This is a genomic window from Hymenobacter sp. (assembly GCF_036388155.1).
In the GTDB taxonomy this organism is placed as follows: Bacteria; Bacteroidota; Bacteroidia; order Cytophagales; family Hymenobacteraceae; genus Hymenobacter.
The window spans coordinates 18,975-38,452 of the sequence record NZ_DASVSI010000056.1; the positions used below are offsets into that span (position 1 = coordinate 18,975).

At 61.0% G+C, this 19,478-nt stretch carries 16 protein-coding genes and 1 tRNA gene; 13 read left to right on the top strand and 4 right to left on the bottom strand.

Translation table 11 applies throughout. The features are described from left to right. Positions 1-177 precede the first annotated feature (177 nt). The 6 genes from sdaAB (at position 178) to VF629_RS08025 (ending at position 5,886) form a co-directional block, all read left to right on the top strand. Positions 178-858, top strand: coding sequence for an L-serine ammonia-lyase, iron-sulfur-dependent subunit beta (sdaAB, locus tag VF629_RS08000; RefSeq protein WP_331057945.1), 681 nt, complete (start codon positions 178-180; stop codon positions 856-858). Positions 859-925: 67 nt separating this feature from the next. Beyond that, complete coding sequence (locus VF629_RS08005) at positions 926-2,488, top strand: TolC family protein (RefSeq protein ID WP_331057946.1); 1,563 nt, start codon at positions 926-928, stop codon at positions 2,486-2,488. A gap of 125 nt (positions 2,489-2,613) precedes the next feature. Next, the gene (locus VF629_RS08010) at positions 2,614-4,011 is read left to right on the top strand and encodes an efflux RND transporter periplasmic adaptor subunit (RefSeq protein WP_331057947.1); all 1,398 of its coding nucleotides are present in this window, start codon (positions 2,614-2,616) and stop codon (positions 4,009-4,011) included. 97 nt (positions 4,012-4,108) lie between these two features. Next, positions 4,109-5,098: an NAD(P)H-dependent glycerol-3-phosphate dehydrogenase gene (locus VF629_RS08015; protein ID WP_331057948.1), complete on the top strand. Its 990-nt coding sequence runs from the start codon at positions 4,109-4,111 to the stop codon at positions 5,096-5,098. 11 nt (positions 5,099-5,109) lie between these two features. Next, a complete protein-coding gene (locus VF629_RS08020) occupies positions 5,110-5,403 on the top strand; it encodes a hypothetical protein (RefSeq protein WP_331057949.1) in 294 nt (97 codons plus the stop codon). 54 nt (positions 5,404-5,457) lie between these two features. Next, positions 5,458-5,886, top strand: a complete 429-nt coding sequence (locus VF629_RS08025) for an EamA family transporter (RefSeq protein ID WP_331057950.1) — start codon at positions 5,458-5,460, stop codon at positions 5,884-5,886. A 21-nt stretch (positions 5,887-5,907) separates the two neighbouring features. Here VF629_RS08025 and VF629_RS08030 read toward each other — a convergent pair whose 3' ends face one another. The 4 genes from VF629_RS08030 to pdxH all read right to left on the bottom strand — a co-directional run bounded on the left by VF629_RS08030 (position 5,908) and on the right by pdxH (position 10,477). Continuing rightward, positions 5,908-7,761 (bottom strand): hypothetical protein, encoded by a 1,854-nt coding sequence (locus VF629_RS08030; protein ID WP_331057951.1) that lies wholly within the window; start codon positions 7,759-7,761, stop codon positions 5,908-5,910. Positions 7,762-7,817: 56 nt separating this feature from the next. Continuing rightward, positions 7,818-8,402, bottom strand: a complete 585-nt coding sequence (locus tag VF629_RS08035) for a Maf family protein (RefSeq protein ID WP_331057952.1) — start codon at positions 8,400-8,402, stop codon at positions 7,818-7,820. After that, positions 8,399-9,736: a DUF1015 domain-containing protein gene (locus VF629_RS08040; protein ID WP_331057953.1), complete on the bottom strand. Its 1,338-nt coding sequence runs from the start codon at positions 9,734-9,736 to the stop codon at positions 8,399-8,401. The genes VF629_RS08035 and VF629_RS08040 overlap by 4 nt, the downstream gene beginning before the upstream one ends. 90 nt (positions 9,737-9,826) lie before the next feature. Then, entirely contained in the window at positions 9,827-10,477 is a 651-nt protein-coding gene (gene pdxH, locus VF629_RS08045; protein WP_331057954.1) for a pyridoxamine 5'-phosphate oxidase, read from the bottom strand. A 261-nt stretch (positions 10,478-10,738) separates the two neighbouring features. Between pdxH and VF629_RS08050 the strand changes: the two genes are divergently transcribed. The 7 genes from VF629_RS08050 to VF629_RS08080 all read left to right on the top strand — a co-directional run bounded on the left by VF629_RS08050 (position 10,739) and on the right by VF629_RS08080 (position 19,255). Beyond that, positions 10,739-11,296, top strand: a complete 558-nt coding sequence (locus tag VF629_RS08050; RefSeq protein WP_331057955.1) for a YqgE/AlgH family protein — start codon at positions 10,739-10,741, stop codon at positions 11,294-11,296. A gap of 78 nt (positions 11,297-11,374) precedes the next feature. Then, positions 11,375-13,828 (top strand): DUF349 domain-containing protein, encoded by a 2,454-nt coding sequence (locus VF629_RS08055; protein WP_331057956.1) that lies wholly within the window; start codon positions 11,375-11,377, stop codon positions 13,826-13,828. Between the two features lie 132 nt (positions 13,829-13,960). After that, positions 13,961-14,033, top strand: a tRNA-Thr gene (locus tag VF629_RS08060). 199 nt (positions 14,034-14,232) lie between these two features. Continuing rightward, complete coding sequence (locus tag VF629_RS08065; RefSeq protein WP_331057957.1) at positions 14,233-14,886, top strand: HD domain-containing protein; 654 nt, start codon at positions 14,233-14,235, stop codon at positions 14,884-14,886. 57 nt (positions 14,887-14,943) lie between these two features. Next, positions 14,944-15,174: a hypothetical protein gene (locus VF629_RS08070; protein WP_331057958.1), complete on the top strand. Its 231-nt coding sequence runs from the start codon at positions 14,944-14,946 to the stop codon at positions 15,172-15,174. Positions 15,175-15,318: 144 nt separating this feature from the next. After that, positions 15,319-17,910 (top strand): DNA gyrase subunit A, encoded by a 2,592-nt coding sequence (gene gyrA, locus VF629_RS08075; RefSeq protein WP_331057959.1) that lies wholly within the window; start codon positions 15,319-15,321, stop codon positions 17,908-17,910. Positions 17,911-18,100: 190 nt separating this feature from the next. Beyond that, positions 18,101-19,255: a tetratricopeptide repeat protein gene (locus VF629_RS08080; protein WP_331057960.1), complete on the top strand. Its 1,155-nt coding sequence runs from the start codon at positions 18,101-18,103 to the stop codon at positions 19,253-19,255. The last annotated feature ends 223 nt before the right edge of the window (positions 19,256-19,478 follow it).

The window sequence follows — 19,478 nt, forward strand, 5'->3', positions numbered from 1 at the left end:
CCTACCGGTTCGCAACTTCTGCGGTTACGCCGCCGCTTTGCCGGGCCTCGGGCTCACCGAACTGCTTCAGTTCCAAGCACGGGGCACGTTTTAAGCCCGCCAAAGGCCACTGGTAGGCCCGGATATGCGCCAGATGAGCTACTTTTAGCGTCGTAACTACCCGCACGGCGTAAGTCCATGGCCGAGAAATCCAGCATTTTTGATATGATTGGGCCCGTGATGATTGGGCCCAGCTCGTCGCACACGGCCGGGGTGGTGCGCATTGCCCGGGCCGCCATTCGCATATTGGGCGCCGTACCCAGCGAGGTCATCGTCACGTTTTACAACTCCTTTGCCCGCACCTACGAGGGCCACGGCTCCGACCGGGCCATTGTGGCGGGCCTGCTGGGGTACGCGCCCGACGACACCCGCATTCGCACCGCCTTCGACCACGCCCAGGACGCCGGCCTGCGCTACACCTTCCAAAGCGTGGGCAACGCGTCGACGATGCACCCCAACACCATCAAGCTGAACCTGCTGGACGGCGCCACCGGCCACCGCGTGGAAGTGGTGGGCCAAAGCCGCGGCGGGGGCGTTATTCGCATCGTGGAAGTCGACGGCTTTCCGGCCGACTTTTCCGGCTCGCTGCACACGCTCATCATCGACGCCCACGACGTGCCGGGCTCCATTGCCTTTATTGCTTCCGTCATTGCCCACGACCAGTGCAACATTGCCACCATGTTTGTGAGCCGCAAGGGCCGCAACGACGCGGCCCGGCAGTTCATTGAAATGGACAGCCCCATCAAAGAAATTACCTTGGCGTACTTGCGCCAGCTTAGCTGGGTGCAGCGCATCACCTACATTCCCACGCTGGAATGATGTAATAAAGCCACCTTTCCGTCGATTACTTCATCCTACTCCTACACACACCAACCTTTTCTGTGAAATGAAACGAGGGACTACACTTTCCGCGCTCCCCGGGCGGCCACTGGCCGTGGCCGGCCTCGCCGCGGCCTGGCTCGCGGCTGCCCCACTGGCCCAGGCCCAAACGCCCGCCGTGCCGGCCTCGCCGCCGGCCGCCGCGCTCAACGGCCCCGCCCAACCCGCCACCGGCCCCTGGACCCTGCAACGGGCCGTGGACTACGCCCTGGCCAACAACCTCACGGTGCGCCAGACGGAGCTCACCGCCCAGCAGCAAGACGCCAGCCAGCGGCTCAACCGCGCCGCGCTGCTGCCCACGGCCAACCTGAACGGCTCGCAAAACTTCAACTTTGGCACCAACCGGGACCCGTTCACCAACCAGTTCCAGCAGCTGAACGTGCGGTCGAACAACTTCTCGGCTGTGGCCCAGGTCACGTTGTTTTCGGGCTTTCAGCTGCGCAACACCATCAAGCAGGGCGCGCTCGATGCCCAGGCGGCCCGCGTCGACATCGACAAAGCCCGCAACGACTTGTCCCTGAACGTGGCCTCATCTTTCCTGCAGCTGCTCTTGGCTCAGGAGCTAATTCGGGCTTCGGAAGCGCGGTTGAGCACGGTGCGCGAGCAGGTGTCCCGCAGCGAAAAGCTGCTCAAAGCCGGCGCCGTGGCCGAGGGCAACGTGCTCGACAGCCGTGCGCAGCTGGCCGGTGAAGAAAGCACGCTGGTGACGGCCCAGAATCAGCGCAGTCTGGCCCAATTGGCCCTGGTGCAGCAGCTCAACCTCGACCCGGCCACGGCCGCGCAATTCGAGGTGGTGGTGCCCACGCTGCCCGACCCCACCACGCTCACGGCCACGGCCGATGCGCTCGACCCCAACGCCACGTTTGAGTTGGCCCGGCAGCGCCTGCCCGAAGTGAAGGCGGCCGACCTGCGGGTACAGAGTGCCCGCCGGGGCATCGACATTGCCCGCGGGGCCTACTACCCGAGCCTGACCATGGCGGGCGGCGTCCAAACCGGTTTTTCGTCGGTGCGCACCCAGCAAATTCGCACCACCGGCGAGCCAATTCCCGTGCCCGTGCTGCAGCCCGACCCCGCCGCGCCGGGCGGCTACGCGCCTTCGCCCTACGTGCTGCTCAGCCCCAACACTTCCTTCGACACCCTGCCCTACAAGTTTTTCGACCAGTTGGGCGACAACCGCGGCGAGTTCCTGCAGCTCAACCTGAGCGTGCCCATCTTCAACGGCCTGCAGTCGCGGGTGGGGGTGCAGCGCGCCCAAATCAACATCCGGCAAACGGAGCTGCGCGCCGAGCAAGTGACCCTGCAGCTGCGCCAAACCATTCAGCAAAGCTTTGCCGACGCCCTGGCGGCCCAGCGCCGTTTTGCTGCCAGCTCGCGCCAGGTCGAAGCCCTGACGCTGGCGTTTCGCAACGCCGAAGTGCGCTTCAACAACGGGTTGCTGAACGGCACCGACTTCAACATTGCGCGCAACAACCTCACGGCGGCCGAATCGGACATGATTCAGGCCAAGTATGAGTTCTTCTTCCGGCGCAAAGTGCTCGACTTTTATCAGGGCAAGCCGCTGACTTTGTAGTACAATGGGTGAATGGGTGAATGAGTGAATGGGTGAGTGGACAATCAAGTCTCTCCGCTCATTTACCCATGTACTCATTCCTCCATTTACTCATTCTCCCATTCACTCATTCACCCATTGATTTCGTGAAAAACAACCGTTTACTGTACATCCTCCTCGCCGTGGTAGTGGTACTGCTGGTGGGGTACACCGTGGCCAAAAAACAAGGTTGGGTAGGCAAACCCACCGGCGTAGAAGTGCTGGCTGCCAAAGCCGGCCCCGCCAACATCGTAGAAAAAGTAAGTGCCTCGGGCAAAGTGCAGCCCGAAACGGAGGTAAAAATTTCGCCCGATGTTTCCGGCGAAATCATCGAGCTGTACGTGCAGGAAGGCGACTCCGTCCGCAAAGGGCAGCTGCTGCTCCGCATTCGGCCCGACAACTACCAGGCCCAGGTGGCCATGCAAAGCGCGCAAGTGGGCACCCAGCGCGCCAACGTGGGCCAGGCCCAGGCCCGCCTGCAGCAGCTGCTGGCCAACGCCAAACAAACCGAGCTGACCTACCGCCGCAACGCCTCGCTCTACAAGCAGAAGGTGATTTCGCAGGCCGACTACGAAGCCAGCCAGGCCGCCTACAACGCCTCGCAGGAGGAAATCAACAGCGCCCGGCAGTCCATCCGGGCCTCGCAGAGCACGGTGAGCGCCGCGTCGGCTTCGTTGGAAGAGGCCCGCAAGAACCTCAACAAAACCACCATTTACGCGCCGGTGAGCGGCACGGTGAGCAAGCTGAACGTGAAGAAAGGCGAGCGCGTGGTGGGCACCACCCAAATGGCCGGCACCGAAATCATGCGCATTGCCAACCTCAACAACATGGAGGTGCGCGTGAACGTGAACGAGAACGACGTAAACAACGTGAACATTGGCGACTCGGTGGACGTGGAAGTGGACGCCTACAGCACCAAAGACGAGAAATTTAAGGGCCTCGTCACCAACATTGCCAACACCGCCAAGGACGCCCTGACGGCCGAAGCCGTGACCGAGTTCGAGGTGCGCATTCGCTTGCTGCCCGAGAGCTACCGCCACTTGCAGCGCACGGTGCAGGGCAAAACCATTGTGCCTTTTCGGCCCGGCATGACGGCTTCGGTCGACATCATCACCGACCGCAAAGCCGGCGCCCTGAGCGTGCCGCTCGCTTCCGTTACCACCCGTTCCGACTCGACGCAGGCCAAAGAGACGGCCGACAATTCCGACGATGACCGTGAGCGCGGCGCAATGACGAAGCAAACTGCCGCCGCGCCCAAACCCGAGATTCAGGAAGTGGTGTTCGTTATCAAGAATAACAAGGCCGTGATGACGCCCGTGAAAACCGGCATCAGCGACTTCCAGAACATTGAGATTTTGAGCGGGGTGCCGGCTGGGGCCCAAGTAGTGAGCGGCCCGTTCCGGGCCGTAGCCAAGACCCTAAAAGACGGCGCCTTGGTGGAAATAAAAGACGCCAAGTCCCTGAACAAAGAAGCCCTCAAAGAAGGCGCCGAAGAGTCAGAGTAAATCACTCGCTTGCTTCCCGCGCATCCCGAAGAACTCCTCTCCCTACCCGGGAGGGGAGTTTTTTATTCTACCTTCGTTTCTCTTCAGCTTCGTTCCCTTGGAAAAAATAGCCATGCTTGGCGGGGGCTCATGGGCCACTGCACTCACCAAAATTCTCAGCGAAAACGGCGCCCGGGTCGACTGGTGGGTGCGCTCGAAAGACGACGTGCAGCACCTGCTGCGCACGCGCCACAACCCGCGCTACTTGTCGGCGGTGCAGTTCGACCTGAATCGCGTGTATCCGACCAATAACCTGGAGGATTCCCTCGAGGAAGCCGACTGGCTGGTGATGGCCGTGCCGGCCGCTTTTGTGCAGCCCGTGCTCGACAAGCTGAGCCGGGACTTTCTCAAGCACAAACGCGTGGTGTCGGCCATCAAGGGCATGATTCCGGGTAAAAACCAGCTGGTGACCGACTACGTGGCCGAGCGGTTCCGCCTGGGCCGTCACCAACTGGGCGTCATTGCCGGGCCCTGCCACGCCGAGGAGGTGGCCCTGGAAAAGCAGAGCTACCTCACCATCGGCTCGCCCGATACCGGGCTGGCCCTGGACTTTTGCGAGCTGCTGCGCAACCGCTACGTGAGCGCCCACCCCGCCGTCGACCTCGACGGCATCGAATACTGCGCCGTAATGAAAAACATCATCGCCCTGACCGGCGGCATAGCCCACGGCGTGGGCTATGGCGACAACTTCCTGGCCGTGCTGGTGAGCAACGCCGTGCAGGAAATCCGGCGGTTTTTGCAGGCCATCAACCCCCAGCCCCGCGACCTCTCGGCGTCGGCTTATCTGGGCGACTTATTGGTGACGGCCTATTCGCAGTTCTCGCGCAACCGCACCTTCGGCAGCATGGTGGGCCGCGGCTATTCCGTGAAATCAGCCCAGCTGGAAATGAACATGGTGGCCGAGGGATACTACGCCGTCAAGTCCATCCACGAGCTTAATAAGAAGCTCAAAGTGCACATGCCCATCACGGCCGCGGCCTACAACATTTTGTATGAGCGTATTTCACCGGCCGTGGAGATGGAGCTGCTGAAGGAAAAGCTGCGGTGAGATTGCTGCTCTTGACCATCCCTTTGCTGGCCGCTTGGCTGTTGGCGCTGCTAAGTGCGTGGGCCTGTTTCGTTACTGGATTGTATCCTGCGTTTGGCATGGCTGATGTTGGACTTTGGACGCTGGCGAGTTGTCTGAGCTTTCGAACTGCGGTCGAAGGAAAGAAAGTATGGCAGAAATGGTTGCCTGTGGCGGTGTTTCTGGCCAGCGTTGCGTTTCACCAATTCGGTTTGCGGTTTCTGCGCGAGCAGTATATGCATGAGAATGGATTTCCCCGTAGGTATTACAAGTGGGAAAACAAGTAATGTCTAGAAGCAGTGGGCTTCCCGCGGTGTCTTGCTTTAAAGAGAATTATCAAGATGAACTGGCTTCCGCTTGCCTTGCTGACGGCCCTGTGCTTGGCCCTATACAACTTCTTCATCAAGCTGGCTTCTGAGCATGTGACGCCGGCAGTGGGAGCGGTGGTGCTGCAACTGGTGGCAGCCGCCCTGGGCGCAGTGTGGCTCCTGAAGCTCAAGCTGCAAGGGCAGCCGCTGCCCATCACGCCCAAAGGGCTGGGGCTAGCGGCCTTGGCCGGGCTAGGAGTGGGGCTGGCCGAAATTCTGACTTTCGTGGTGTTTCAGCGGGGCGTGCCGTCGTCGGTGGGCACGCCGGTTATTGTGGGCGGCTCGGTGTTGCTGACGGCGCTGCTTGGGCTGGCGCTGCTGCGGGAGGCCCTGACGCTGCCCCAAGCCGGCGGCTTGGTCTTGATTGTGGCAGGTATTGCGCTGTTGGCTCGCGGTCATTAACGCGGCTGCCCGAATGAAGCGCTAGTCGTTGAGGTACCAATAAGCCGGCTCAATGGGCCGTTTGGTTGCGCCAGGGTCGGGTACACGGTAAATGTCGACTTCCTGATTGTGAAAAGCGGGCGGACCCGCAAGCTTAGGCTGGAAATAGCCGCGGCGTTCCGGAAACGCCACCACGTAGGGGTAGTGGGTGTAAGGTTTAGGCCGTCCATCCAGGCGCCACGTTGCGGCGGGGCGCTCGGATAGGAAATACAGGCGAAGAAAAATGCTGTGGGTGGGTTCGGGCACCAGCACCAAGCCCCGGGGCTGGCTCGCCAGCCAGGCAAAAGCGGCGTGGTAGGCCGCGTTGTTCCGGCGAGGAGCCAGGTTGTCGCGCCACAAACTCACCAACTGGTAGCCGAACCAGACCACGGCGGTCACGCCGAGCGCTGAGCGCAGCCACGGCTGAAACGCGCGAAAAGGCCGCCGCTTAAGTAGCAAGAGCCACTCGATTACCAGCGCCAAGAGCAGAAAGAAGAAAAAGGCTTTGTACAGCAAGGTGCGGCCGGGTGCAAACGCCCGTTGCACCGTCAGCACTGCGTAGGGCACCGCCATAAACCACAGCGCCGCCGGTGCCAGCCGCTGCCAGGCGCTGGCCACTTGCGGGGGGAGCCGCCCGCCCCGCGCTGCGCGCCACATGCAGAACACGCCCACCAGCCCGGCGAGCGTGACCAAGGCCCCCACGCGTACCTGGCCCGCCAGGAATCCCTCGCTTTCCCACAGGTAGCGGGGCCAGCCAGCCAAAAATTCGGCCAGAGGATGGGGCGCCACGAAGCCGTTGCCAAACAGCATGCCCGGCCCTGAAACGAACATGAGCGGCGTGTACAACAACAAGCTGGCTGCGGCTATGATGACCCCAGCAGCGGCTGTTTTTGCCACCGCTCCTGCTGCCTTGCGCCGCAAAAACGCCCATCCCAGCCACGTGAAGGAAGAGGCCAGCACCAGCGCGAACGTGGGCACGCTGTACGCTCCCAGCACCCCGCTCACCACCAGCAGCGACCACGCTGCACGGGGTTGGGTGGTGCCCCGGGCCAACGGTAGGGTGCTGAAAAAAGCGACGCCGGCCAGTGCCGTGAGCAGCCAGTAGCCCCGGCCCACCGCCACGTGGTACAAACTGAGTTGCGCCAAACTAAACAGCCCCGTTGCCAGCAATGCCGGCCGGAATGCCACTCGCTCACGCAACAGGCCCACAAATAGTACCGCGGTGGCCACCGCGGCCTGCAGCACAACGGGCAAGCGCATGGTCCACCAAAAGCCCGGGTATACGTTGTAAAAAAGTTGGCTGATGGTGTTCGAAAGCACGTGGTTGTTTGGCAAAGGATAGTAGGCGCTTACCGCCAGCAGACCCTTGCTCACAAACAGCGTGTACGAGGCGGCATCATCGTACTCGGGCGTGACCGCCGGCAGGCTGAGCACCACCCGAAAAACCGTCAGTGCCAGCAGCGCCGCCGCGGCCCCCCATTTGTGGTGCGCGGGCAACTGGGCTACCGCTCTGCGGAGGCTGCTTGCGGTCGTTCGCAGTTCCCGCCAGCACGCCCGCCGTTCGGCCCGGCCCGCGGCACCCGCCGCCAGCAGCAGGGCTCCGGTACCAAACACGGCGGCACTGCCGGCCAGCAGCCGCCACGCCGCCGCCAGCTCTCCAGCCGAAAAAACCCGGGTGCGCCATTTATAAAACGGAAAAATGGCGTCTAGCTGCCGCGCTTCAGCCCATGGCGTGTGGTGCAGGACCAGCGCCGCGTACGCGGCGCACACCGCCAGCAGCCCCAACCCCAGGAGTCCAAAGAAGCGTGCGCCTACCGGCGCAGGAGTCGGTGGAGGGGGTGGGGAAGATGGCAGCATGTGGAAAAAGGGCGAAAACTCCTGTGAATCTTGAGTCTGGGAAGTTTAGTCGACAACTAAGCTCGCGCCGCCGGCAGTGCGCCCAGCTTTTCGAGCTCCTCCCACACCCGGTGCGTGGGCAGTCCCATCACGGTGAAGTAGGAGCCTTCGAGCCGGGAAATGCCCACCATGCCCAGCCAGTCTTGTGCGCCATACGCGCCGGCTTTGTCGAAGGGCCGGGCGGTGGCGATGTAATGGCTGATTTCGGCCGGCGTGAGCGGGCGGAAGTAGACGGTGGTTTGGTCGGAAAAGACGACTTGGCGGCCGTCGCCGCAGCGCAAGCACACGCCCGTAAATACGTCGTGGGCCCGGCCTTGTAAGCGGGTGAGCATGGCGGTGGCCTCCGCTACGTCGGCGGGCTTGTTCAGCACGTCGTCGTCCAGGCACACAATGGTGTCGGCGGTGAGCACCACTTCATCGGCTGCCAACGTCGAGGCATAGGCCGCGGCCTTGTGCGCGGCCAGGTATTCCGCTACCTCGGCCCGGTGCAAGTGAGCGGGGTACGATTCGTCTACTTCCACTAAGCGGGTTTCGTAAGCCAAGCCCAGGTCGGTGAGCAGCTGGCGGCGGCGCGGGGAGTTGGAGGCTAGAATCAGTTTCACGAATTCGTTGCTTGAAAACACTCGTCAAATAGGTTGCCTTTCTCGTCATCGGCGATGCTGCTGAACAGAAACCCGCCGATGGTTTTCGGGTAGAAAAAGGTTGATTTGGGCGGCATCACCGCTCCGGAGTGACACACGGCCTCGACCTCGGCCATGGTCACTTCATTCACGAGCAGGGCCGCCCGGGCCTCGCCGTGCTCCACCCGCTGCAGGCACTCGGCAAAATTGCGCACGTAGGCCACGCCGTCCCAGGCGCGCTGGGCATCGGGCCCCACCATGCCCAGCACTTTCTCCAGCACAAAAAAATGCAGCACCGTCAAGTCCAAGGCCTTGACGGCTGTGGTAGTATCCCAATCCAGCTGCGCATGAGCTTCGGGACGCAGGCGGATTTTGTAGGCTTGCCCACCCAGGTACAGCCCGAAAGCCCACGGTTTGCCGGCAATTATCTCGGGCAGGTCGTTAGCATCTTCCTTGGGCAATACGGTAAAGTAGGGCGTCAGCCGGGCGAGGAACTCGTCGTCGCTCAAGCCCTCGGGAAAACGCAGCACCAGCCGATGCGTGGGCAAAATCCGCAGGTCGTCGGCCGCCGCGTTGGTGAGGTACATGAGGTGGTAGTTCCAGGGCTCGCGGCCGGTGGCTTCGGGCGTGGCTGCTCGGCGGGCGTGGCGGTAGGCCAGGGAGCCCTCGTAGCGGTGGTGGCCGTCGGCGAGGATGACTTGCCGCGAGGCTAAAATCTCCTGAAAGCGTTTGATGACGGCCGCATCCTGAATCACGGCGAGCACGTCGCGGGCACCCTGGTAGTCCTCCTCGGTTTCGACCAGGGGCGACCGAATAGCCTCATCCAAATACGTTTCCAGCTCAAAGTCCTCGTCCCGGTAAAGCCCGTGAGTGGCGCTGGTCTGGAACTCGGTGCGGGCCAGCAGCTCGGTGCGGTCGTTCACGGAAGCGGGCAGGGTATTTTCGTGCCGCAGCACCACCTCCTCGGCCCAGTCATAAGCCAGAATGTGGCACATGAAGCCCTTGCGGCAGTATTCCCGCGGGCTGCCGGGCAGCCGGAAGTATTGGTAGTACGCGTAAATGCCCGGCAACGCGTCTTGCCGAAGCACCCCGGTGGCTTGCCATTCGCGCAAGCAGGCCAGGGCGGCCCCGGCGGGGTCTTCGGCCTGGGGCACCGAAAGATGGATGGAATTGAGAGGGTTGCGGTACAGGGCCTCGCGCTGCTTCGCCGACACTACGTCGAACAGGGGCGATACGTACGCGTCGATGTCGGCGCTGAGCGTGGGATTGTAGCGCCACCCGCGCAGGGGTTGAATTTCAGCCAAAACGGTTTTCAATGAAGAATGAGGAATGAAGAATGAGGAATTGTTGCTGATGAATCAGGTTGAAGCAATTCTTCATTCCTCATTCTTCATTCCTCATTCTACTCACGGTGCCAGCCGGCTGCGGCGCCAGTTGGCGCCTTCGCGCTCAAACACGATGCGGTCGTGCAGGCGGCTGGGCCGGCCTTGCCAAAACTCCACGCGCTGGGGGCGCAAAATGTACCCGCCCCAGTGGGGCGGCCGGGGCAACGGGTCTTGCGTGCCAAAGTTCTGGGCGAGCTCTTCCTCCCGGCTCTCGAGCTCTTCGCGGTTGGCAATGACCTGGCTTTGCGGCGAGGCCCAGGCCCCAAGCTGGCTGCTGCGCGGACGGCTCTGGAAATACTCGGTCGAAAGCGCCTCCGGGGCTTTTTCCACCAGACCTTCCACCCGAACCTGGCGCTCCAGCCCGGGCCAAAAGAAGTTCAGGGCCGCCAACGGGCGCTCGGCCAGCTCCTGGCCCTTGCGCGAGTCGTAGTTGGTGTAAAAGAGGAACCCCGCGTCGTCGGGCAAGCCCTTCAGCAGGACCACGCGCGACGAGGGCTGGCCCGCGGCCGATACCGTGCTTAGGGTTAAGGCCGTCGGTTCTTCCAACTGGGCCGCAATGGCCTCGTCGAGCCACACGCGAAACTGCTGCACGGCGTCGGGCAGCACATCATCTTCGGAAAGGGTGCGTTGCGCATAGGTTTTGCGCAAGTCAGCAAGGTGAGGGTCGGTCATGCGGAGAAATAGCGGTGAGCAAAACAGGCGCAAGTGGCCCGCGAGGGGCGGAACAAATTTTCTGCCGCAGGAGTCTTGAACAAGCAACGGTGGCCCTGCGCCAGCTTGCGGGCACAAAGTAACGACACGCGCAAGGCCAAGCCACGGCCGGGCTTCGGCGAAGTGGTTGCCGCGCCCGTGCAACTTTTAGTGGGCTTGTCGCGTGCCTGTAGTTGCCGGTAGCCTTCAGGGCTGCTTCTGTCTCCCGAAACATCCAAGCCTATGCGTCCTGGCACTCTTCTTATCTCGCAGCCTTTTCTAGGCGACCCCAACTTTGAACGCAGCGTGGTGCTGCTCTGTCGCGACGAGCCCGAGGAAGGCACGTTTGGGCTGGTGCTGAACCGCGTGACCAATCTCACCCTTGGCGACGTTCTCGACCTGCCCGCCACCGTGGGCTCCGCCGTCAACGACCTGCCGCTGTACGTGGGCGGGCCCGTGGAGCCCAACACCCTGCACTACCTCCACCGCCGCGCCGACCTGCCCGGCAGCACCGACCTGGGTCAGGGCGTGTACTGGGGCGGCGATTTTGAACTGCTTGTTTCGCTCATCGGCAGCGGCATCGTCAGCGCCGACGATGTGCGCCTGTTTGCCGGATATTCCGGGTGGTCGGCAGGCCAGCTGGCCGGCGAAATGCAAGGCCAGAGTTGGATACGGCACCCGGCAAGCGCCGGGAAAGTGTTTACTTTGGCATCTGATGCCTTCTGGCGAGACATTCTGCGCGAGAAAGGCGGCCGATTCAAAGTGCTGGCCAACTACCCCGTCGACCCTCGCCTCAACTAATCCTTCCCAACGTTACCTTCCACACTTTTTTGCTCTCTCCTCTGGCCACTGTACTGGGGCTGGCTTTTACGAAGATTTATGGCTGCTGAAGAAAACCCCACCGCCCCGCTTGCTGGCGGGCCCGACCCGGCCGGCGAAGACCGGATGACCATTTTGCAACGTCGCTTGGCTGAGATTCAAGGCTCGTCGGAGGCCGCGCCCGCTGCGCCCGCTGCTACCCCCGGCGAGGGACAGGTGGAATTGCCCTCGCAAGGCACGCCCGAACTGCCCACCCAGGAGGCCCCCGGCGCCGGCACGGCCGAAGCCCCGGCCGGCACCGGCGAAATCCTTGCCCCGGCTCCCGACTCGCCCGAAGCCGGCGCCGCGGCCGAAACCGCCCACCACGTGCCCGATGCGGTGACCACCGACGGCAACGATGTCTCCGCGCCGCAGGCTCGGGCCCTGGCCCATTACGGCGACGCCATGGCCGCTCCGGCAGAGCAGGAGGAGGCGCCCGCCGTCACCCCCGACCCGGAAGCGCTGCCCGCCGACCAGCACATTGATACTGCCAACCCGGCGCCCATTGCCGACCCCGAAACACTGAGCGGCGCCAACACCAGCGCCAGCGTGGAAGACCAGGTAGCACTGCCCACCGTGGAACTGCACGAGGCCGCCGAAATTGACACGGAACAGCCCGAATTGGCCAACCTGACTACATCTTCGGACACCCCGCTGAATGCGGCACCGGCCGACGTGGCCGCCATCGACGCTGGACAGGAAGCCACCGGCGTGGAAGAGCCGGCTGCTGCCGCGCAGGAAGTGCCAGACTTCACATCTTTGGACTTGCCCGCCCAGGCCACCTATTTGGTGAGCTTGCTGCGCAGCCCCGATGCCCGCCAGAACCGCAAGCAAATCCAGGAGCTCACGCGCCAGTACGAGACCAACGTGGGCCTGGCCCGCAGTGCGGCCCGGCAGAAGTTTGCCGAAGGCGGCGAGGGCGCCGAAGCCTTCGCGTTTCAGCAGCCCGAAGGGCAGCAGGAGCTCAACAAAGCCATGCAGGAATTCCGCGAAAACCTCGTGAAGGATGCCAAGGCCGAGGACGCCAGCCGGGCCGACAACCTGACCAAGAAAAAGCAGCTCCTCGACCAGCTGCGTGGGTTGGTGGAAGCCGCCGAAACCAAAGACAGCTCCGCCAAGCTGAAAGCGTTGCAGGCCGAGTGGAAAGCCACCGGCGCCGTGCCCCAGGCCGACAGCCAGAGCATCTGGGATACCTACCACGGCCTGCTCGACATTTATTACAGCAAGCAGGGCCAGTTCCTCCAAATGAAGGACCTGGACCGCCGCCGCAACCTGGAGGCCAAAGAAGCCCTCATCAAGCGTGCCGAAGCTTTGGCGCAAGCCCCGGGCATCAACAAAGCGCTGGATGAGTTGACCAAGCTGCACGAAGATTGGAAGAACATCGGTCCCGTGCCCAACGACCAGCGCGAGCCGTTGTGGCAGCGCTTCATTGCCGCCTCCGATGTGCTGCACCAGCGCCGCAAGGAGTTCGTGGACCAGCGCTCCACGCAGGAGAAAGCCAACTTAGTGGTGAAGCAAGCCCTGCTCGAACGCGTGCTGCCCTTTGCCACTTTCGATACCGACCGCGTGAACCTGTGGCGCTCAAAGACCGACGAGCTGCAGGAAATCAAAACCGAATGGGAAGCTGCTGGTTTGGTGCCGCGCGCTCAGGCCGATGCCCTCAACAAGCAGTACTGGGCCGCCTACAAGGCTTTCTTCAACCGCAAAAACGAATTCTTTAAGTCGCTCGACAACGAGAAGTCGGCCAACGTGAAAGCCAAAGTGGCCCTCATTGAGCAGGCCGAAGAAGCCGCCAACAACCCCGACGGCGACGCCGCCCGCCAGGTGGTTATCCGGGTGCAGAAGGAGTGGAAGGACATCGGCCGCGTGCCCGATAAGCTCGCCGACAAGCTCTGGCACCGCTTCCGCGCCGCCTGCGACGCCGTGTTTGAGCGTCCCAAACAGGAAGCGCGCCAGCGCGAAGAAAAAGTGCAGCAGTCCTCGGTGGAGCAAATTGCCCACCTCGACCGCATTGCCGACCAAGTGAATGCCCTCACCGCCGACAACCCCGGCACGCTCGAAGGCTTTCGCGACATTCTAGCGGGCTGGGTGGCCGAGTTTGACGCCACCGACGAACAGCCCGGCCGCGGCACCTCCGACCGCAGCGAAGAGCAGCTCCTCGCCTTACTGGGCAAGTACCTCGACCATGTTCCCGGCCTGAGCTACGCCGACCGTTCCGACCTGCTGTTTCAAGTGGAAGTGGGCCGCCTCAAAGCCCGTCCGCAGGCCCAGCAGCAGCTCACCCGCAAGGAAATGGCCTTGCGCAAGGAAATCAACGAGCTGGAGAACGACCACGCCACGCTGCAGACCAACCTCGACTTCTTCGCCCGCTCCAAAAACGCGGCGCAATTGCGCCAGGAGTACGAAGGCCGCATCGCAGAAGGACGGAAGCGCATTGAAGCCCTCAAAAAGCAGCTGAAGATGGTTCGCAGCTAAAAGCTGGTGGCAGCCACTTGGTAATCAACGAAAAAGGCCCCTGGCAGAAGTGCCGCGGGCCTTTTTTCAATTTAAAACAGCAGTTCCGTTGGCAGATGCCGCCTCGTGCGCTTACTTTTGTGCCACCAACCCGCCGCCTTAGCTCAGTTGGTAGAGCTTCTGACTTGTAATCAGAGGGTCGTTGGTTCGAGTCCGACAGGCGGCTCATTTTTCTAAAAAGCCAGTGACGTTACGTCATTGGCTTTTTTTATGCGCATTCCTCATGATTGGGCTGCCACCTTGGGCTGAGGCCGGGGCCATCGGCGGGCGCCCATTTACGCGTTCGCCGGGACGTACTTTTGCCGTCCCTGCGCCGGCTGCTCCACGAACTATTGACCGGCGCTCTGTTTTCAATTATTTGTGCCATGCCTGTAGAAATCATTGCCACCACGGCGAAATTCATTGAACAAAAGTTTGCCGACGAAGGCAGCGGCCACGATTGGGCGCACATTCGCCGGGTGTGGCTCATGGCGCGCCGGCTGGCCCAAGCTGCGCCCGAAGCCGACCGCGAGGTGGCAGAGCTGGGCGCGTTGCTGCACGACATCGCTGACTGGAAGTTTCACGACGGTGACTACGAAGCCGGCCCGCGTGCCGCCCGCGCCTGGCTGCTTAGTCAGGAAGCGCCCGAAGCCCTCATTTCCCGCGTAGAAACCATCATTCGCGAGGTTTCCTTCAAAGGCTTGGGTGTGCCCACGCCGGTATCCAGCCTGGAAGCTGCTTTGGTGCAGGATGCCGACCGGCTGGATGCCATTGGGGCCATTGGCATTGCCCGGGCTTTTGCTTACGGCGGTCACAAGGGCCGCCCGCTGCACGACCCGGCCGTGGCTCCCGTGGCCCACGACTCGTTCGCCAGCTACCAAAAGAACACCGCTCCCACGCTCAACCACTTCTACGAGAAGCTGCTGCACCTCAAAGACCGCCTCAATACCGACGTTGCCCGCCAAGTGGCCGAAGGACGGCAGGCCTTCATGGAAACGTATGTGGCTCGCTTTTTGGCGGAGTGGGAGGGAGCTGACTGAGGAGGCTTTCGCCCGGTCGCCAAGCTGATTGCTGAGCCTGCCCCTTACCTTTGCGCCATGAAGTCGTGTTTGCGTTTGATTCCCTTGTTGGTGGTGCTCGCGGTGGCGGGCTGTCGCTCTTGCCCCATCGAGTCGTGCCACACCCGCAAGGTGCACATGCACAGCGGGCAGAAGTACCGCGGGCAGCCGCTGTGGAAGATGCAAAACCCCGCCATTGGGCAGAAAATCAAGACGCACAACCCCAAGGCCGGCACTAATTCGCTCGACAAAAGTAAGTCGCTGAAATAGCTCTGCTAAAACCCTCAAAAAAGGCCACAGCGCTTGCCGCTGTGGCCTTTTTGTCGTATCTTCGCGCGTACATAAAGAACTATTCACCCTGCGGCTAAAACACCCCTTTTTGAGGGCTTATTTGGTCGCCTATAAACCCCCTCAATGGCGGAAGGCGAAAAAATCATTCCGATAAACATCGAAGATGAGATGCGGGGCGCGTACATCGACTATTCGATGTCGGTTATCATCTCCCGGGCTTTGCCCGATGTCCGCGACGGCCTCAAGCCCGTGCACCGGCGTGTGCTCTATGGCATGAGCGAGCTTGGCGTGGGCTACAACAAATCCTACAAAAAATCGGCCCGTATCGTGGGCGAGGTGCTGGGTAAATACCACCCGCACGGCGACAGTTCCGTGTACGACACCATGGTGCGCATGGCCCAGGAGTGGAGCCTGCGTTACCCGCTCGTTGACGGCCAAGGCAACTTCGGCTCTGTCGACGGCGACTCGCCCGCTGCCATGCGCTACACCGAGGCCCGCCTCAAGCGCATCGCCGACGAAATGCTCAACGACTTGGACAAGGATACCGTTGACTTTCAGCCCAACTTCGACGATTCGTTGGAAGAGCCCAGCGTGATGCCCGCCAAGTTCCCCAATCTGCTGGTGAACGGCACGACGGGCATTGCCGTGGGCATGGCCACCAACATGGCGCCGCACAACCTCACGGAGGTCGTCAACGGCATCGTGGCGTACCTGGACAACCCGGACATTACCGTGGCCGAGCTCATGCAGTACGTGACTGCCCCCGACTTCCCAACCGGCGGCATTATTTATGGCTACGAGGGCGTTAAGCAGGCGTTTGAAACCGGCCGCGGCCGCGTGGTGATGCGGGCCAAAGCCTCCTTCGAAACCAGCAAAACGGGCAAAGAGCAAATCGTCGTTACCGAAATTCCCTACATGGTGAATAAGGCGTCGATGATTGAGAAAACCGCTGCGCTCATCAACGACAAGAAGATTGAGGGCATTTCGGACATGCGCGACGAGTCGGACCGCGACGGCATGCGCATAGTGTACGACCTCAAGCGCGACGCCATGCCCAGCGTGGTGCTGAACAACCTGTTCAAGTACACCCAGCTGCAAAGCTCGTTTGGCGTCAACAACGTGTGTCTCGTGAAGGGACGCCCCATGACGCTGAACCTTCAGCAGCTGATTCACTACTTCGTCGAGCATCGCGCCGAGATTATCATTCGCCGCACCAAGTACGAGCTGGCCGAGGCGCAAAAGCGTGCCCACATCCTCGAAGGCTTGCTCATTGCCCTCGACCACCTCGACGAAGTCATTGCCCTCATCCGCGGCTCGCGCGACCCGGAAGTGGCCCGTGGCCAGCTCATTCAGCGTTTCGCGCTGAGCGAAGTGCAGGCCCGCGCCATTCTCGACATGCGCCTGCAGCGCCTTACCGGCCTGGAGCGCGACAAGATTGTGGCCGAGTACGAAGACCTCATGCGCCTCATCGACCACCTGAACGCCGTGCTGGCTTCGGATGTATTGCAGCGCGGCATCATCAAAACCGAGCTCGAAGACATCCGGGAGCGGTACGGCGACGCGCGTCGGACGGAAATCAACTACCAGGGCGGCGACTTCTCCACCGAGGACATGATTGCCGACGAGGCCATGGTTATCACCATCAGTCGCGAGGGTTACATCAAGCGCACCAACCTGGACGAATACCGTGCCCAGGGGCGGGGCGGGGCAGGTTCGCGCGGGGCTCTCTCCAAGAAAGACGACTTTACCGAACACCTGTTCGTGGCCACCACGCACGAGTACCTGCTGTTCTTCACGGAGTTGGGTCGCGTGTTCTGGCTGAAAGTGTACGAAGTCCCGGAAGGAGGGAAGGCCACCAAAGGCTTGCCCATTCAAAACCTCATCGAGATTCCCCGCGAAGACAAAGTTCGCTCGGTGCTCAACGTGCGCGGGCTCAAAGACCCCGACTACCTGGAGAACACCTACCTGATGTTCTGCACCGAGCAGGGCACCGTGAAGAAGACGCCGTTGGAGGCGTATTCGCGGCCGCGCACCGCGGGCATCAACGCCATCACCATCAACGAGGGCGACCGGATTCTCGACGTGCAGTTGCTCGCCCCTAACTCGGAGGTGGTGCTGGCGTTGCGTTCGGGACGTGCCGTGCGCTTCAACGAATCCAAAGTGCGCTCGATGGGCCGCTCGGCGGCGGGTGTGCGTGGCATCAGTTTGTCCGATACGCCGGGTGACCGGGTGGTGGGCATGGTGTGCCTGGCCGACCCTTCGCAGGAACTCTTGGTGGTGAGCGAAAACGGCTTCGGCAAACGCAGCGCCCTCGACGAGTACCGCGTGACCAACCGCGGCGGCAAGGGGGTGCGGGCCATGAAAATCACGGATAAAACCGGTAACCTCGTGGCCATCAAAGACGTCAACGACACCGACGACTTGATGATTATCAACAAGTCGGGCATCACCATTCGCCTGCGGATGAGTGACCTGCGCACCATCGGCCGGGCCACCCAAGGGGTTCGCTTGATAAAAATTGGCAGCAACGATGAAATTTCTTCGGTGGCCAAAGTGGCGGCCGAAGAGAAGGACGAAGCTGAAGCTTCTCCGGTAATAGGCGCTGATTCAGATGGTCTTGCCAACGATGAAGCCCTCAGTGCAGACGGCTCGTTGGATTCGTCGCTATCCGAAGAGGTCGTGGACGATGACGCATCGCCCGAGGATTTGGTATAGTTGCTGAAATAGGAGCGGGGCGGTCCATTTGGATTGCCCCGTTTATTTTTGGCGAACTGATGCGTCTGGCCATCCGTTTCGGGGGCCGAGTGTTTTAGATTTGCTTACTCTTGTTTTCACCCTTTTCCGCCTTGGACCGTTGCTCTAGTTTCATACCGACTAGGTTTCAGCCAAGCACATTCCCAATTTTATGAAGAAGACTTTTTTGACGTTGGCCGCTGCCGTCTTTTTAGCTGCTGGGTTGCCTGAGACGGCGTCGGCTCAAAACTCCGCCGTAACAAACGCCATTCTCAACCAGCGCACCGGCTTGTTGGACAAAGCGCGGACCGACATCGACAAGGCCATTGTTAACGAGAAGACCAGCGGCAAGGCCAAGACGTGGTACACTCGTGGCGAGATTTACCAAGCCATGCTGGAAAGCCCGATTTACAGCAAGCAGCTGCAAGAGGGTGAAGGCGTAAAAAAGGCCTATGAGTCGTATTACAAGACCATTGAGCTGGACACCAAAACGGGTGAGTTTGGCAAGCAGGCCGTTGTCAAGATGGAAGGCTTGTATGGCCGTGCGTTCAACGACGCGGTGAATAGCTACAACGCCAAAGACTACGACAAAGCCATTGCCGGGTATAAGCTGGCCTCGCAAATCAACCCCAAAGACACCACGGCGGTGCTCTACTCGGCTTTCGCATCGGAGGCCAAGCAGGATTATGCCGGCGCTAAGGCCAGCTACAACCAGCTGCTGGGCATGAACTACAAGTCCGTAACGCTGTATACGCGCTTGTTCCAAATGGCTAAAACCGAAAAAAATGATGCCGAAGCGGCCAAGATTCTGAAAGAAGCGCTGGCAGCTTATCCTAATAACAAGGCGTTCATGTTGGAAGACTTGAACATGACCCTGGCCGGCGGCAATAAAGAAGACGCCATCAACAAAATCAACAAGTCGATAGCGTCGGACCCCACCAACTCGAACCTGTACGCCGTGCGCGGTTCGATGTACGACCAGCAGAAAAAAGGCGATTTGGCCTTGGCTGATTACCGTAAAGCCGTTGAATTGGACCCGAATAACTTCGACGCTCAGTTTAACCTCGCGGTTTACAACTACAACCGCGCTGCTGATGCGTATACCAAAGCCAGCAAAATGGACCTGAAAACCTACCAGGCGTCGGGCAAGAAGATGGAAGCCGAAGGCAAAAAGTATTTTGAAGCCTCGGTTCCTTACTTTGAAAAAGCGCTACAATTGCAGCCCAACGACCGTAACACGCTTTCTTCCTTGCAGAAGGTGTATTTCCGTCTTGGTCGCACCGCCGACTCCGAACGGTTGAACGCCAAGTTGCAGTCGCTGAAGTAGCGCTCGCTGGCGAGAGAGTGGGGGAGTCTGTCTATTCATTTAGACAGGCTCTTTTTGTATTGTATTTAGGCAGAATCGGTGACAATCAGTTTAACATAATGTAAATTATAAGACAAGTGTAGAGGTGCTTTATTTAGGTTAGATTTTGCTGGTATCAGCATCCTTTGCAATGAAACTGTTTAATGCATTAGCGCCGTTTCGGGGTCGCTGTACAGTAGCGCGG